The organism is Mucilaginibacter pankratovii (assembly GCF_014773265.1).
Lineage (GTDB): Bacteria > Bacteroidota > Bacteroidia > Sphingobacteriales > Sphingobacteriaceae > Mucilaginibacter > Mucilaginibacter pankratovii.
Genome location: NZ_JACWMY010000001.1, coordinates 91,937 through 105,512 on the forward strand (window position 1 = coordinate 91,937; position 13,576 = coordinate 105,512).

Sequence of the window (13,576 nt, forward strand, 5' to 3'; positions counted from 1 at the left end):
GCCTGATATAAGGCCTTCTCAACATTATTGGGAAGGCTTTTTTATTAACCTGATACAGCTATGGAAAAAAACAACGCCCTACCCCGTAACCAAACCCTTCGCGACAGCCAATTACTAAGTCCTTGGCAAAAAGGGCCGTACACATTGAATAATGCAGCCGATATTTTTGAAGAGGCCAATATTTACGATGCCTTAATAGTTGGCGGCGGCATAACCGGCTTAACTACAGCGCTAATGTTGCAAAAACAAGGCAAACAGTGTGTACTTGCCGAGGCATATACCATTGGCTACGGCACCACCGGCGGCACATCCGCCCATCTTAATACGTTTTTTGATGCCACCTACGCCGAAGTAGACAGCGATTTCGGCGAAGACGGCGCGAAACTATTAGCAAAATGCGGTAAAGAGGCGTTTGCATTAATTACCGACAACGTTAAGCAGTATAATATAGACTGCGACCTGGAGTATAAAGACGGCTACCTGTATGCCGAAACTGACGAAGAGGTAAAAATGCTGGGCGAGATCATGTCAGCATCTCAACGTGCAGGTATAAAAGTTGAAGAAGCTACAAAGAATGGCTTAAATGTTCCTTTTATAAAATCAATCGTATTTAAAGAACAAGGGCAGTTCCATCCGCTTAAATATATATTTAAACTTGCGGAAGCCTTTGTGGGAGCCGGCGGTGTAATATTGGAAAACACCTTTATCCGTGACAGTTCCTACGAAGATGGTGTGCATTCTGCGCAGGGTGATACGATAAAAATCAAAGCAAAAAACCTGGTATATGCTACGCACCTGCCTCCGGGTATCAATGTATTAAACTTTAAATGTGCGCCCTACCGTAGTTATGTTTTAGGACTTAGGCTCGGCAATGAAAACGCCTACACTGATGCGCTTTCTTACGACAGTAAAGACCCCTATCATTATTTCCGTTCGCATATCATCGACGGTAAAAAATATATGATCGTAGGCGGCGAAGACCACAAAACCGGACACGATGACCCAGAGGCCGCTTATGAAACCCTGGAGCAATACGTCCGCCAGTATTATGATGTGGCCGAAGTTAGCTTTAAATGGTCGTCGCAATATTATGTACCCGCTGATGGCCTGCCTTACATTGGGAAATTGCCTGCCGGGTACGATAATATGTACATTGCAACGGGATTCAATGGTAATGGAATGACGTTTGGTACCATCTCCGGTAAGATGATTAGTGATGCTATCCTTGGTAAGGAAAACGAATATTTTGCATTATTTAGCCCGTCGCGGATAAAACCTGTAGCAGGCTTTATGGAGTTTGTGAAAGAGAACGCCGATGTGGCCTATCGGTTTATTGCCGACAGGTTAACCGCGGACAGTATCGACTCCCTAAAGGAGATAGAAGCAGGTACCGGCAGTATTGTAAAGTACCAGGGTGAAAAACTGGCTGTTTACAAAGATGCCGAAGGTAAGGTAACCGCTCTAAACCCGGTTTGCACCCATGCCAAATGTATCGTGTGCTTTAACCCTGCCGAAACCAGTTGGGATTGCCCTTGCCATGGCGGCAGGTTTGATATTGATGGCAAAGTACTTACAGGCCCGCCACGCACCGATCTGCAAAAGGTGACCATTCTATAAAACAGTGAGCCGCTCCTACCAAAGTAAGAGCGGCTTCCACCATATATTTACACTAATTACTTGGTGTACTCCTTATCAAGGAACAGGTACCGGCCCCTAAGCTGTGGGCTTTCTTTTTCTAACACCGTTTTCACATTGATGTTGATGAACGATACCGGGCTGCCCTTTGTATTGCCGGTCCATTTTGGCACAGCTGCACCATTAGGGTTGCCGGTTTTAATAAAGTTGGCAAAGTAAGCTTCCATGGTGGCGGATACTTTGTAGTCCTTAGGTGTCCAGGCGTAGGTTAGGTTGGTAGCAAGGTTGCCCATTGCATATTCAATTTCTGACGCGTGCGCAGCCCCAACATATACTTCGGGTGCTTTTGCGGCGGGCTTGGTGCCATCGTCTTTAATAATACCACCTGCAAGGCCCGCCCTGGCGTTACCCATTTTGGCCGTCATGGCCGGCCTTGGTTTCGAGAACAGGTAACGATAAACCGGTTTGCCGCTGGTTTGGGTGTGCAGGTCGGCCCATTTCCAGGTACTGTAGGATATAAACCGGTCGCTGGCCAATTCCGTGGCCGATTTCAGCACCTCTTCCTGTGTTGCACCGGGGTACAGTTTAAGTACTTCGTCGGCTTTATCGGCATAAAACATTTTCAGTTGTTTAGCATAATTCTCGGGCGTTGGCGGCAGCCCGTACATCACCGCCTGGAAGGGTATCTCGGCAGAGTTCCAGCCAACCAGCAGCGGCACTTTTGCCTGCTCGCCGGCAGCAAAAACATCGGCAGGCTTTTTGGTGAGAAAATATCCGTCGATATTACCTGATGATAGTGGCGGCATACCTTGTTTGGATGCCTGCTCCAATAGTTCGCCGGCAGGTATAGCGCGTAAAGCAGCTAAATTGGCCGCACCAACCTTTTCGGCGAATTTTGTGCCGTTGCCTTCAGCCTCGGCCAGTGGGATGGCGGCAAGTGTTGGTTTTATCATGGCACCGCTCTCTCCTATTGCGCCGGCTATTAATCCTTTTGATAGTGGCGAAACCATTTGTGCCGATACCGCTATAGAACCTGCCGATTCGCCGGCAATGGTAACCCGTTTTGGGTCGCCGCCAAAAGCAGCTATATTGGCTTGCACCCAGCGCAACGCCGCGTTCTGATCCATCAGCGCATAATTACCTGATGATTTGTGCGGAGATTCTTTACTCAATTCCGGGTGCGCCATAAAGCCGAATACCCCCAGGCGGTAATTAACCGTAAGTGCTATAATACCACGCTTAGCCATACTCTCACCATCGTACCGCGCTTCTGAGCCATCGCCGGCCACAAAGCCGCCGCCATAGAAATAAACCAACACCGGCATTTTTTCCTTCGTTTTTTTGGCAGGCACCCATACATTAAGGTACAGGCAATCTTCGCTCATGCCCGGCGAACGGAAGCCCATATCGCCAAACACCTTTTTTTGCATAGGGTTATAGCCAAAGGCATCGCATTTGCGTATGCCGCCCCAGCTGTTTGCCGGCTGCGGATCTTTCCAGCGCAGATCACCTATCGGTGGTTGCGCAAACGGGATACCTTTAAAGCTGATAACACCAGATTTTTCGGTAACGCCTTCAACCTGCCCTTTGTCGGTTTTAATTAGTGTTTGTGCCACAGCCACGGTAACGGCCATTTGTACAAGCACAAAAAGTGTTAATTTTTTCATTCGAATTTGGTTTATTTTGGTTGGATTTACATGAACAATAAGCATCATTTTTAAGCAGTTGACTATTGTATCATTATGTTACAATAATAATTTGTAATATTGGCATTATCAAATTTATTTGTTTACGGCGGGCAAAATAATGAGCGATCAACCCACATCAAAAGAAGACCACCCGACGGGAGAAGGATTTATTCCTCACCTCGCCGTGGACGCGGTAATATTCGGCTTTCACGATAAACAACTGAAGGTGCTGCTGATGCAATACAGTAAAACCGGGCTTTATGCGCTGCCCGGTGGTTTTATCCGCCAAAACGAGAACCTTAACGATGCTGCAAAACGCGTAGCATCCGAGCGAACAGGTTTAACCGATATTTTTTTAGAGCAATTCCATGTATTTGGCGACCTGGCCCGGCACGACCCTACCCCATTCGCCTCCTTTATGGCTGCAAACGGAACCGAACCCGATGCCGACCACTGGCTGCTGCAGCGCTTTATCAGCGTGGGCTATTTTGCGCTGGTAGATTTTACTAAGGTTACACCCACCCCCGATAAAATATTTGACAGCTGCGGCTGGTATCACCTTAATGCCTTGCCGCCACTGATACAAGATCATACCGCCATTGTAAACAAAGCGCTTGATTCGCTAAGGATAATGCTGGATGATAAACTGATCGGCTTTAACCTACTGCCCGAGGATTTTACCATGGGCGATCTGCAAAGCCTCTACGAAACTATATTAGGCAAAAGTTTGCTTCGGCCCGCATTTCAGCGGAAAATGCTTGGCCTGGGTATACTGGAGCGGGTTGCAAAAAAATATAGCGGCGGTGCACATAAAGCACCTTATTTATATCGCTTTGTTTATAAATAAGTTGTTACTTTTATAACCGATGAAACCTACGGTTATTATAGAATATTGCCCCAAATGCAACTGGCTGCTGCGCGCCGCATACATGGCCCAGGAACTGCTTACAACATTTAGTGATGAACTTTATGGTGTAACGCTGCAACCAAGCGAAACCAGCGGGCGTTATACGATAAGAGTAAACGATGCCGAGATCTTTGACAGAAAACAACAGGGGCGTTTCCCGGAGATAAAAGAATTGAAACAATTGGTGAGGGATACAGTCAGTCCCGGGAAAAATTTGGGCCACTCAGATAAATCATAATTTTTTACTTAATTTTCGCCTGTTAGCTTAACAAATTTTGTTTACGTAACTTTGCAGCTTAATTTTTAAAATGCTATCCAAAAAAACTAAATACGCTATAAAAGCGCTGGTAGCCATGGGCAAAAACATGGATAAACCGCCTATGCAGATATCTAAAATTGCCGAAGTAGAGAAAATTCCGAAGAAATTTCTGGAACAGATCCTTTTAGACCTTCGCAACGCGGGTTTTTTATACAGTAAAAAGGGCGCAGGCGGTGGTTACAGCTTAAATAAGGATCCAAAGGAGATATTTTTGGTAAGCATTATGCGTATTACCGATGGACCAATAGCTATGGTGCCTTGCGCCAGCTTAAACTTTTACCACCGTTGCGACGAATGCCACCAGGAAACTACCTGCGGTATCCGTGATGTTTTTATTGAAGTACGCGATGCTTCGCTAAAAATACTATCAGAAACCAGCATAGCCGATATTATTGCAAGGGAGACCAATTTGATAAACCTGTAAGCAAACGCACAACCTAAATCTTAAGCCGACAACCTTTCCATCATCCACCTGTACAATAAAACTTAGCAGGGCTGTTTTACGTTAAGTAAATATGCTCAATGTAAAACATGCCTGGTTATTACTTTATGCCTTAGCAGTATGCTTTAAATTATCCGCGCAGCAAACAGGTAAGGTTTACACTTATAAATCGGCCTCTGCGGGCGGTGAGGGTAAATTTTATCTTGGCCGGGAGATTGCGCAGGTAATGAGTTTTGACGGCGCCGCAGGGCTGGAGCGCGATAGCCGACAACGGGAAGAGAACGCTGAGCTTGCTATATCTAAGCTACCCATTAGCAAAAATAGCATAGTTGCCGATATAGGCGCAGGCACGGGTTATTATACCTTCAGGATAGCGCCTAAATTGGCCCAGGGAAAGATCTACGCCGTAGAGATACAGGATGACGCCATTAAATACCTGATAAACAAGAGCCGGCAACTACAACAAAATAATGTTACTGTTATAAAGGGCGGAGAACGCTCCACAAACTTACCTGCCAATGCTATCGACCTGGCTATAATGGTAGATGTATACCATGAGTTGCTTTACCCGCAGGAGATGCTACAGGCTATACGCCTATCGCTAAAACCAAAAGGAAAGCTATTGTTACTGGAGTACCGCGCCGAAGACCCCGGGGTACCAATAAAAGTACTGCATAAAATGAGCGTAGCCCAGGTAAATAAAGAAATGAAAGCAAACGGTTTCCACTGGTGCAGCGCCGCGAATTTATGCCGATACAGCATTTCCTGGTTTACCAGAGGGATTAAAGCTATTCGTTAATTTTTTCGGAAATGTTCTTAATAGCCTCATCAAGGCGTTTGGCAGAACTAAGCAGGTACTCTTCGCATTGCTTATATTCCTCTTTGTTATTATCACTATGCTGTATTATATCCATAATACCCAGGATGTTGGTAAGGTGTTTGCGTACCTCGTGCGAATTGATAAAAGCAAGCTCGGCCTTTTTGGTAGCAAATAAAAGCTGCTCGTAATGGCGTTTTTGCTTTACGTTACGATAGATCAGCGCGATAGCCACAATTATTAAAGCGGCTACTATCACCATAAATATTAGCCAAAGCCGCTCTTTTTCGTAAATGGCTGTGCGTTGTGTATAAGAGTTTTCGGCCTCGTCTATTTTTATTTGCGAGGAGATATCCCCTACCTGGGTTAAGCGCAGGTTATTCTCCTGCGACTCCTTTAGTGCCAGCATATAATTATATGATGCCAGTTTGTTATCGCCCTTTTGCTGCGCTATTTGTGCCAGCACATCGTAAAAGTGGTACTTAATTTCGGGGTGGTTATTTGCTGCGGCAATGGTTAACTGCGCATCTATCTTCTTTTTTGCAGAGTCCAGCTGCCCGTTCATAAAATAAGCATCGGCAAGGCGCTGCTCCTCCAGGTCGTTGTAAATGTATTTAGGGCTTTTTTCCATGGCAATTATTTGTTTAATGGCCAATGGGTAATCGTGCTTCAGCAGCGTAATATAATAAGCGGTGCGCTGCCTGTAATTGAATATTTTGTAATTCTTGTTTCGCGGATCGTTCAGTTTTGCATGATAAGCTTTCAGCGAATCAATATTATTTTGCCTGAAATAATTTTCAGATTTATTATAATATATAACGCTCGAGAGCAAATTCATGTTCTTTTCGTCATTACTTATCAGAGCCAAAGCCTTGTCGAGGTAGTTTAAAGACTGGATATAAAAGCCCGATTTGTAATAAAGATCAGAAATGTTAATGTTTAAAGATGCCTGCGGGCGATTATCCGGCAGCTTATCCTTCAGTTTTGCCACTTCTTTTTTGGCGAGGCGGTAGTTAAAAACAGCCCCGATAAAGTTGCCCTGGTCGGTTTGAATGAAGCCCAAATGCGTGTAAAACTGAAACAAAAGATAGGCGTCGTTCTTTTTTTCGGCCAACTGAATGGCCTTGTTCATGTATACTTCGGCATCTTTTAAATTGTGCTTTTTGTACAACGCAAAACTTGCCATAAAATTAGAGAATGCGTCTCTATCAACCATGCTATATTTTGTAAACACCTGGTTAAAAGTATCTTGCACAGCCAAAAGCTTATCCTCTGCAGAGGCTTGTATATAATTTTTTATAAAAACAACCAACCTCTTTTGCCTTGTAAAATCGTCTTTCTGCTCCAGGATATTGGCTAATGTATCTTGATTTATTTTTGACTGGCGAAAGGGCACAACAGCACTTTTAGGCACTTGTGCCTGCAGAGTTAAAAAAAATGAAAATGTAAAACTTATAAGAATAATAAGCGTTCTACGCATGAAGTATATTTTCTATAAATTTACGGTTGCCTTTGATAAAAACAAATTATAGAAAATTATACTTGACCGTTTTCAAAAAAAACTTTTTTTTGAAACTTTTTTTTAAAAACCACGTATTAATACTTGGTTATAAAAATATTTTATATCTTTACATAATTTTTAAAGGAACAATATAAAAACCTACTAAATATACACATGAAAAAAATTATACCTTTTGTTGCTATGGCCGTTGTTGCTATGAGCATCTACTCTTGCCAAAAAGACCATTCTGTTAAACCAAAAGGTACAATTGGTGCTATTTCAAAATCGAAAAAAGACACTACTCCGCCGTCTTTCAAAACGTTTAAGGATACAACTCCGCCTGCAAGCGCAACATTCCTGAGAGATACAACTCCACCAAGCAAATAATCAGCTAAATTTTAGCTTTAATAATATTAAAGCCGATACATTAAATTAATGTATCGGCTTTTTTTGTGCGTTAATTATTGTCTTTTTTTAAACAGAAGGCATCCTGTTCAAAACTGACGTATTATATCAGTTAGCTTATTAGCTATCAAACTTATCCAGCAGTTTCAAAAGCGTTTCAAAATCTTTTGGATAAGGCGCGTGGATGGTTACTTCTTCTTCGTTCACCAGTTTAAAGGTTACCTCGTAAGCATGCAGGGCAAAACGCTTCATTATAGGCAGTTCTTCCTGATCCTTACCTAACTGGTATTTGCGTTTAAGTTTAGAGAGGAAAACCGGCTGGCCTTTGTACATCTCGTCGCCGGCTATGGATGCCCGTTGCGTGGCCAAATGGATACGGATCTGGTGCATACGGCCCGTTACCGGGCGGCACTCTACCAAAGTATAGTGTTTATAGTATTTTAATGATTGAAACCAGGTTTCGGCGCGCTTGCCTTCCTGGCGGCTGATGGTTACGGTACCTTTACCCACATTGAGGATAGGCAGATCTATAAACAACTCCTCAAACACATGTGTACCATCTATTACAGCGTGGTAAACTTTTTTTACTTTCCGCCTTTCAAATTGCATACTTACCGCGCGGTATGCTTCCGGGTTTTTAGCTATAATAAGTGCCCCGGAGGTCTCTTTATCAAGGCGGTGACATATCTGGGCATCATCGGTATATTGCCTTGCCAGGCGAAGCATATTTATCTCGCCGCCCTCGCGCTCATCCAGCGAACTGATAAACGGCGGTTTGTTCACCACAATTATATCATCGTTCTCAAACAGGATCAGGTCGGCAAATTTTGGAAATTTCATATTTTAATATAGCCGGCAAAAATACGGTTTATTAATTTAATCCGGCCTATGTATCTGAGAACAGAATATCCGGGCTAAAAACAAATTATATCTGCTGCTGTTATTACCCTTGAAAAACAACATTAACCATGTACCTAAATTAAAAATACCATGAGCACAGAAAGCACGCAGCCCGAGGAAAAGGGTTTTTTTGAAAAAATAAAAGAAACGATTGAAGAATTTTGGGAAGGCACCAAAGACACCGCCGAAGACCTGAAAGAAAAAGCGGAAGACAAGATAGATGATATTAAAGAATCTGTTACCGCAAAAAAGGCAAACGCCACCAAAAAAGCGTCTGCAGCAAAAAGCACGGTTGCTAAAAAAGCAACCGAAACTAAAGCAGTGATAAGCAAAAAAGTGAACGATACCGCCGCAAAAGCCAAAAAAGAAACAGCCGAAGTAAAAGCTAAAGCGACCGATAAAGCAAAAGCGGTAACAGCAACAGCCAAAGAAACCGCCGCTGAAATTAAAGCGAAAGCGGATGATAAAGTCAAAACCATCGCTAACAAAGCGAAAGCAACCGTTGCAGATGCTAAAAAGTCGGTAGCGGCTACCAAAACCAGTGCAACTTATAAAGCTAAAGCCACAACAAGCGCTGCAAAAACAGGTGCTGCATCGGTTAAGAAGGCAGCAACTACCGCTACCCGCAAAAAAGCCGCGGCAAAAGCCTAAGCTTATTGTTAATATCTGCCGAATTTGAGCATTGGCAAGTGTAATAACAAAACAGGCCCCGAAATTTCGGGGCCTGTTTTTATTTCATCTACCTGGCTTCAAACTTGTAACCTACGCCTTTTACGGTGGCTACAACTTCATCACCAAGTTTTTCGCGCAGTTTGCGGATGTGTACATCAATGGTACGGTTGGTTACCACCACCGAATCTTCCCAGATATTTTTCAGGATCACTTCGCGGGTGTAAACCTTGCCGGGTTTTGAGGCCAGCAGGTAAAGCAGTTCAAATTCCTTTTTGGCCAATATTACTTTTACGCCTTTTTGATAAACCAGGTAGGCTTCGCGATCGATCACCAGGTCGCCAATTTCTAATTTGTTATCGGTAACTTCTTCGGGTGGTGCATTACGGCGCAGGATAGCGTTAATGCGGCTCACCAGCGCCCGCGGCTTAATAGGTTTTGCTATGTAATCATCAGCACCTACGTTAAAACCGGCGATTTCCGAATATTCTTCGCTCCGGGCAGTTAAAAAAACCATAAAGGTATTTTTAAACTCGGGCATGGTGCGCATAATACGGCATGCTTCGATGCCGTCCATCTTTGGCATCATAATATCCAGTACAATAAGATCGGGAAGTGTTTTTTTGGCTTCGGCTACGGCTTCCTGTCCGTTGCGGGCGGAGTAAACCTGGTAACCTTCTTTTTTGAGGTTATATTCTATCAGCTCTAAAATATCGGGTTCGTCGTCAACAATTAAGATCTTTTGTTTTACGGTGCTCATGGGCAGGTTAAATTTTTGTATAAATGTATGCTGTTAATGCAAGCATACGGTTAAATACATATTAACAAATTGTTAACTACTGTAAAAATTTAACGTATTGTTTAGGCTAATTAAATGTCTTGTTTAAAAAAGCTTCCAAATCGGCGCCGGTTATGTTCTTGGCGGCGATGTTTCCTTGTGGGTCGATAATAAAGTTTGAGGGGATAGCTTGCACGCGGTACAGGCGCTCTGTTGTCCCTTCAAAATTCTGAAGATCAGATACATGCGCCCACGTAAGGTTGTCGCTTTTTATGGCCGAAGCCCAGGCTTTCTTCTCCACATCCAACGATATCCCAAGGATATTAAACCCTTTGTTACGGAATTTAGCGTATTGCTTCACCACATTTGGGTTTTCCTTACGGCAAGGCATACACCACGACGCCCAAAAATCAAGCATCACGTATTTACCTTTATAATCAGATAATTTCACCTCTTTGCCGTCTATCGAGGCTATGGCAAACTCAGGAGCTTTGTGCCCTACCGATACAGGTTTGGCTATTTCCATCTGATGTTTAAACCTGGCCACATCCGGGTTATCTTTAAAATCATCCTTAATTTCATCCGAGTAAGCAACCAGCTGTTGCTCATACTTTATCGGATCGAGCGAAGTAGCAGCGTAAAAACCGGCTAAGGAATGTTTGTTCTTATCCATAAATTTCAGCACTTCCTGGCTATAATCAGCAAGGTTTTTCTGAAAAACGGGCATGTAAACTTTTAGCAGCGAATCAGACTCGTGGCCGAGCGCTTCAGATTTAGCGATGTACTCGTCAGAAAGCTTGCCGTTCTTCTCGCCATAAATATTACTGATCCTGTTAAACTCCTTTATACGTTCAGATGGCTCAGAACCTGAGATCTCGTAGTTATGCGCCACATCGTTCAGGTCGGTGTTAAACTTAATATCGTCGCCATTTTGCGCCACAAAATCAAATACGCGGCCGGCTATCCTCAGTTTGTACAGGCTTGCATAAGGCGCCTTGTGTTTAAATGTAAATTTGCCGCCGCTTACCTCAACCGAATCTATAGGGCTTGCGCCGGTGCTATCTGCAAGCAGCAGGGTAACTTTGCCTATTTTACCGGTATTGGCCAGGGTGCCCGAGATAGTGAAACTATCGCTATCCTTACAGGAAGTAAAAAAAACAGCTAACGAAAAAATAATACAGGTAAGCAGACGGATCTTCATTTTTCTATTTAGATTCTAATTCTTTTATTAAAAGCTGATTGGTTTTTTTAGGGTCGATCTTCCCTTTGGAAATTTTCATTATCTCGCCCATAAACAAGCCTAAAACGCCCTTTTTTCCCTTTTGGTATTCTATCACCTTATCCGGGAATTTGGCCAGTGCTGCGTGTATAAATTCATCCAGCTGGGAAGAATCATCGCTGATAAGCAAATTAAGCTCTTTGGCTATTTGGTCGGCAGTTTTATCATTTCCTTTCAGCATTTCAGGAAATATTTTATGTGATGCTACCGAGTTGTTCACCTTGCCATCATCCACCAATTTGATGAGCCCGGCAAGCGTAGCAGGTTTTAGCGCAAGATCTGTAATGTGGACGCTATGATCGTTAATATAAGAACTAACCGCACCCATCAGCCAGTTGGCGGCAGATTTATAGTGGCTGGTATGTTTAACGATCTCTTCAAAGTAGGCGGCAAATTGCTTATCGGCTGTGATAACGCCGGCATCGTAATCCGACAATCCAAATTCGGTAGTGTATTTGGCAAACAGCTCTTTAGGTAAGGCCGGCATTTGCTTGCGGATATCCTCTAAATAGGTATCGGTAAGTTGCACGGGGAGCAGGTCGGGCTCCGGGAAATAGCGGTAATCATTAGCCATTTCTTTGGAACGAAGAACCGATGTTTCGCCAGTATCAGCATTAAAGTTTAGTGTATTTTGATCTATATGGCCGCCGGCTTCTATCACTTCCACCTGCCGCGCAAATTCATGCTCGATAGCGCGCTGCACATTGCGGATGGAATTTAAGTTCTTCACCTCGCAGCGGTTGCCGTATTCGGCCGCACCGTGTAAGCGTACCGAGATATTGGCATCGCAGCGCATACTGCCCTCTTCCATATTGCCATCGCAGATCTCCAGGTAACGTAAAAGGCGGCGTACTTCTGTTAAAAACTGGCCCGCTTCTTCAGCGCTGCGCAGATCGGGCTGCGAAACTATTTCTATCAGCGGTACCCCTGCCCTGTTCAGGTCGATAAGGGAATACTCGTCGTGCTGATCGTGCGAGCTTTTGCCGGCATCATCTTCCATGTGGATATGATGGATGGCGATATCTTTGGTAGTATGATTCGCAAGTTTTACGGTAACGTGCCCGCCTATGCAAATGGGACGCTGATCCTGCGTGGTTTGGAAACCTTTGGGCAGATCGGCGTAGAAATAGTTTTTACGCGCAAAGGTATTTGTAAGGTTGATACTGCAATTACATGCCAAGCCCATTTTAACGGCGTATTCCACCATTTTTTTGTTGATGCGCGGTAATGTGCCCGGGTGCCCAAGCGAAACCGGACTCACATGCTCATTTGGCCCGGCGCCAAAAGCCGCCGAATCCGAAGAGAATGCCTTACTTAAAGTGGATAATTGCGCGTGTATCTCTAATCCTACAACTAACTCATATTTATCACTCACGCCGCCTGTTAGAACTGCCATATTATAATTCAGCTGCTGTACAGCATTGGTTTGAACCTTCCAAATATAATGTTATTTATATTTTTTGGGGTATTTTTTCAAATGTATTACCTGTATCGTAATAAACCATGCTAAAATGCTAAAAATAGCAATGATTATCTATTGAAGATAATATTTTTACTTTAACAATAAAGCCAGCCTTTAATTGGGAATATCATAAATTTCTTAAACCATTTGCCTTTTATTCTGTCTGTATCATAACGTATCTAAATATACGGACACTTACACTTTACGATATCATGAAAAAAATTATTTTAGGGATGCTGGCAAGTTGTTTTTTCCTTGCCGCATCTGTTACCCAAACCAAAGCACAGGTAAGCCTTAATGTAAATATTGGCACCTGGACACCACCGGCCGAATATGCTACCGCGCAATACGTTTATTTGCCCGATGTAGAAAGCTATTACTACGTGCCTAAACACCAGTACGTTTATATGGATGGCGGCCAATGGGTTTTTAGAAACGCTTTGCCACCACGATACAGCAGCTACAATATTAATAACGGCTACAAAGTAGTTGTGAACCGCCCCCAGGCTTACCGCTACTTTACTACCGACCGTACCCGTTACGCCAAATACAAAGGTTCTAACAAACAGGTGATTGTTCGTGGTAATTCTTACGCCGCGCATAACAAAAACTATGTACGCAAAAATGTGTACGTTAACAAGGGTAACCCCGGCCATGGAAATGGCGGTGGTGGTGGCAAAGGCAAGGGCCATGGTGGTGGAAATGGCAAAGGTCACGGCAAACACTAAGTAGCAATACTACATACAAAAAGAGAGCCCTTCGATCACTCGAAGG

Annotated in this window: 14 protein-coding genes; 8 read left to right on the forward strand and 6 right to left on the reverse strand. The window is 43.7% G+C overall.

Annotated features, from left to right (window positions below; genetic code table 11):
* The first annotated feature begins 60 nt into the window (after positions 1 to 60).
* Complete coding sequence (locus tag IDJ77_RS00380) at positions 61 to 1,617, forward strand: FAD-dependent oxidoreductase (RefSeq protein WP_191186940.1); 1,557 nt, start codon at positions 61 to 63, stop codon at positions 1,615 to 1,617.
* Between the two features lie 56 nt (positions 1,618 to 1,673).
* On the opposite strand, the gene IDJ77_RS00385 is transcribed toward IDJ77_RS00380, so the two are convergent.
* Positions 1,674 to 3,302: a carboxylesterase/lipase family protein gene (locus IDJ77_RS00385; protein ID WP_191186941.1), complete on the reverse strand. Its 1,629-nt coding sequence runs from the start codon at positions 3,300 to 3,302 to the stop codon at positions 1,674 to 1,676.
* Positions 3,303 to 3,441: 139 nt separating this feature from the next.
* Here IDJ77_RS00385 and IDJ77_RS00390 point away from each other — a divergent pair, with 139 nt between their 5' ends.
* From IDJ77_RS00390 to IDJ77_RS00405, 4 genes are all read left to right on the forward strand, one after another.
* Entirely contained in the window at positions 3,442 to 4,170 is a 729-nt protein-coding gene (locus tag IDJ77_RS00390; protein ID WP_191186942.1) for an NrtR DNA-binding winged helix domain-containing protein, read from the forward strand.
* A gap of 19 nt (positions 4,171 to 4,189) precedes the next feature.
* Positions 4,190 to 4,468 carry a SelT/SelW/SelH family protein gene (locus IDJ77_RS00395; protein WP_191186943.1) on the forward strand — a complete coding sequence of 93 codons (279 nt, stop codon included), beginning with the start codon at positions 4,190 to 4,192 and terminating at the stop codon, positions 4,466 to 4,468.
* Between the two features lie 70 nt (positions 4,469 to 4,538).
* Entirely contained in the window at positions 4,539 to 4,973 is a 435-nt protein-coding gene (locus IDJ77_RS00400; protein WP_128534764.1) for an RrF2 family transcriptional regulator, read from the forward strand.
* Between the two features lie 91 nt (positions 4,974 to 5,064).
* Positions 5,065 to 5,790 carry a class I SAM-dependent methyltransferase gene (locus IDJ77_RS00405; protein ID WP_224750914.1) on the forward strand — a complete coding sequence of 242 codons (726 nt, stop codon included), beginning with the start codon at positions 5,065 to 5,067 and terminating at the stop codon, positions 5,788 to 5,790.
* On the opposite strand, the gene IDJ77_RS00410 is transcribed toward IDJ77_RS00405, so the two are convergent.
* Positions 5,780 to 7,222 (reverse strand): tetratricopeptide repeat protein, encoded by a 1,443-nt coding sequence (locus IDJ77_RS00410; RefSeq protein ID WP_191186944.1) that lies wholly within the window; start codon positions 7,220 to 7,222, stop codon positions 5,780 to 5,782. The genes IDJ77_RS00405 and IDJ77_RS00410 overlap by 11 nt on opposite strands.
* Before the next feature lie 261 nt (positions 7,223 to 7,483).
* Between IDJ77_RS00410 and IDJ77_RS00415 the strand changes: the two genes are divergently transcribed.
* A complete protein-coding gene (locus tag IDJ77_RS00415; RefSeq protein ID WP_191186945.1) occupies positions 7,484 to 7,696 on the forward strand; it encodes a hypothetical protein in 213 nt (70 codons plus the stop codon).
* Between the two features lie 138 nt (positions 7,697 to 7,834).
* Here the strand turns inward: IDJ77_RS00415 and IDJ77_RS00420 are convergent, their stop codons facing one another.
* Positions 7,835 to 8,554 carry an RluA family pseudouridine synthase gene (locus tag IDJ77_RS00420; RefSeq protein ID WP_191186946.1) on the reverse strand — a complete coding sequence of 240 codons (720 nt, stop codon included), beginning with the start codon at positions 8,552 to 8,554 and terminating at the stop codon, positions 7,835 to 7,837.
* 150 nt (positions 8,555 to 8,704) lie between these two features.
* On the opposite strand from IDJ77_RS00420, the gene IDJ77_RS00425 reads away from it, so the two are divergent.
* Positions 8,705 to 9,265, forward strand: coding sequence for a hypothetical protein (locus IDJ77_RS00425; RefSeq protein ID WP_191186947.1), 561 nt, complete (start codon positions 8,705 to 8,707; stop codon positions 9,263 to 9,265).
* An 88-nt stretch (positions 9,266 to 9,353) separates the two neighbouring features.
* Here IDJ77_RS00425 and IDJ77_RS00430 read toward each other — a convergent pair whose 3' ends face one another.
* The 3 genes from IDJ77_RS00430 to gatB all read right to left on the reverse strand — a co-directional run bounded on the left by IDJ77_RS00430 (position 9,354) and on the right by gatB (position 12,736).
* Complete coding sequence (locus IDJ77_RS00430; RefSeq protein ID WP_191186948.1) at positions 9,354 to 10,043, reverse strand: response regulator transcription factor; 690 nt, start codon at positions 10,041 to 10,043, stop codon at positions 9,354 to 9,356.
* Between the two features lie 106 nt (positions 10,044 to 10,149).
* Complete coding sequence (locus IDJ77_RS00435) at positions 10,150 to 11,262, reverse strand: TlpA disulfide reductase family protein (protein WP_191186949.1); 1,113 nt, start codon at positions 11,260 to 11,262, stop codon at positions 10,150 to 10,152.
* 4 nt (positions 11,263 to 11,266) lie between these two features.
* Positions 11,267 to 12,736: an Asp-tRNA(Asn)/Glu-tRNA(Gln) amidotransferase subunit GatB gene (gene gatB / locus IDJ77_RS00440; protein ID WP_191186950.1), complete on the reverse strand. Its 1,470-nt coding sequence runs from the start codon at positions 12,734 to 12,736 to the stop codon at positions 11,267 to 11,269.
* Between the two features lie 278 nt (positions 12,737 to 13,014).
* Between gatB and IDJ77_RS00445 the strand changes: the two genes are divergently transcribed.
* The gene (locus IDJ77_RS00445) at positions 13,015 to 13,530 is read left to right on the forward strand and encodes a hypothetical protein (protein ID WP_191186951.1); all 516 of its coding nucleotides are present in this window, start codon (positions 13,015 to 13,017) and stop codon (positions 13,528 to 13,530) included.
* The last annotated feature ends 46 nt before the right edge of the window (positions 13,531 to 13,576 follow it).

Excerpts from the sequence above, each read along its gene's own strand:
- IDJ77_RS00380 (WP_191186940.1), top strand. The coding sequence starts at position 61 with ATGGAAAAAAACAACGCCCTACCCCGTAACCAAACCCTTCGCGACAGC.
- IDJ77_RS00385 (WP_191186941.1), bottom strand. The coding sequence starts at position 3,302 with ATGAAAAAATTAACACTTTTTGTGCTTGTACAAATGGCCGTTACCGTG.
- IDJ77_RS00390 (WP_191186942.1), top strand. The coding sequence starts at position 3,442 with ATGAGCGATCAACCCACATCAAAAGAAGACCACCCGACGGGAGAAGGA.
- IDJ77_RS00395 (WP_191186943.1), top strand. The coding sequence starts at position 4,190 with ATGAAACCTACGGTTATTATAGAATATTGCCCCAAATGCAACTGGCTG.
- IDJ77_RS00400 (WP_128534764.1), top strand. The coding sequence starts at position 4,539 with ATGCTATCCAAAAAAACTAAATACGCTATAAAAGCGCTGGTAGCCATG.
- IDJ77_RS00405 (WP_224750914.1), top strand. The coding sequence starts at position 5,065 with ATGCTCAATGTAAAACATGCCTGGTTATTACTTTATGCCTTAGCAGTA.
- IDJ77_RS00415 (WP_191186945.1), top strand. The coding sequence starts at position 7,484 with ATGAAAAAAATTATACCTTTTGTTGCTATGGCCGTTGTTGCTATGAGC.
- IDJ77_RS00420 (WP_191186946.1), bottom strand. The coding sequence starts at position 8,554 with ATGAAATTTCCAAAATTTGCCGACCTGATCCTGTTTGAGAACGATGAT.
- IDJ77_RS00425 (WP_191186947.1), top strand. The coding sequence starts at position 8,705 with ATGAGCACAGAAAGCACGCAGCCCGAGGAAAAGGGTTTTTTTGAAAAA.
- IDJ77_RS00430 (WP_191186948.1), bottom strand. The coding sequence starts at position 10,043 with ATGAGCACCGTAAAACAAAAGATCTTAATTGTTGACGACGAACCCGAT.
- IDJ77_RS00435 (WP_191186949.1), bottom strand. The coding sequence starts at position 11,262 with ATGAAGATCCGTCTGCTTACCTGTATTATTTTTTCGTTAGCTGTTTTT.
- gatB (WP_191186950.1), bottom strand. The coding sequence starts at position 12,736 with ATGGCAGTTCTAACAGGCGGCGTGAGTGATAAATATGAGTTAGTTGTA.
- IDJ77_RS00445 (WP_191186951.1), top strand. The coding sequence starts at position 13,015 with ATGAAAAAAATTATTTTAGGGATGCTGGCAAGTTGTTTTTTCCTTGCC.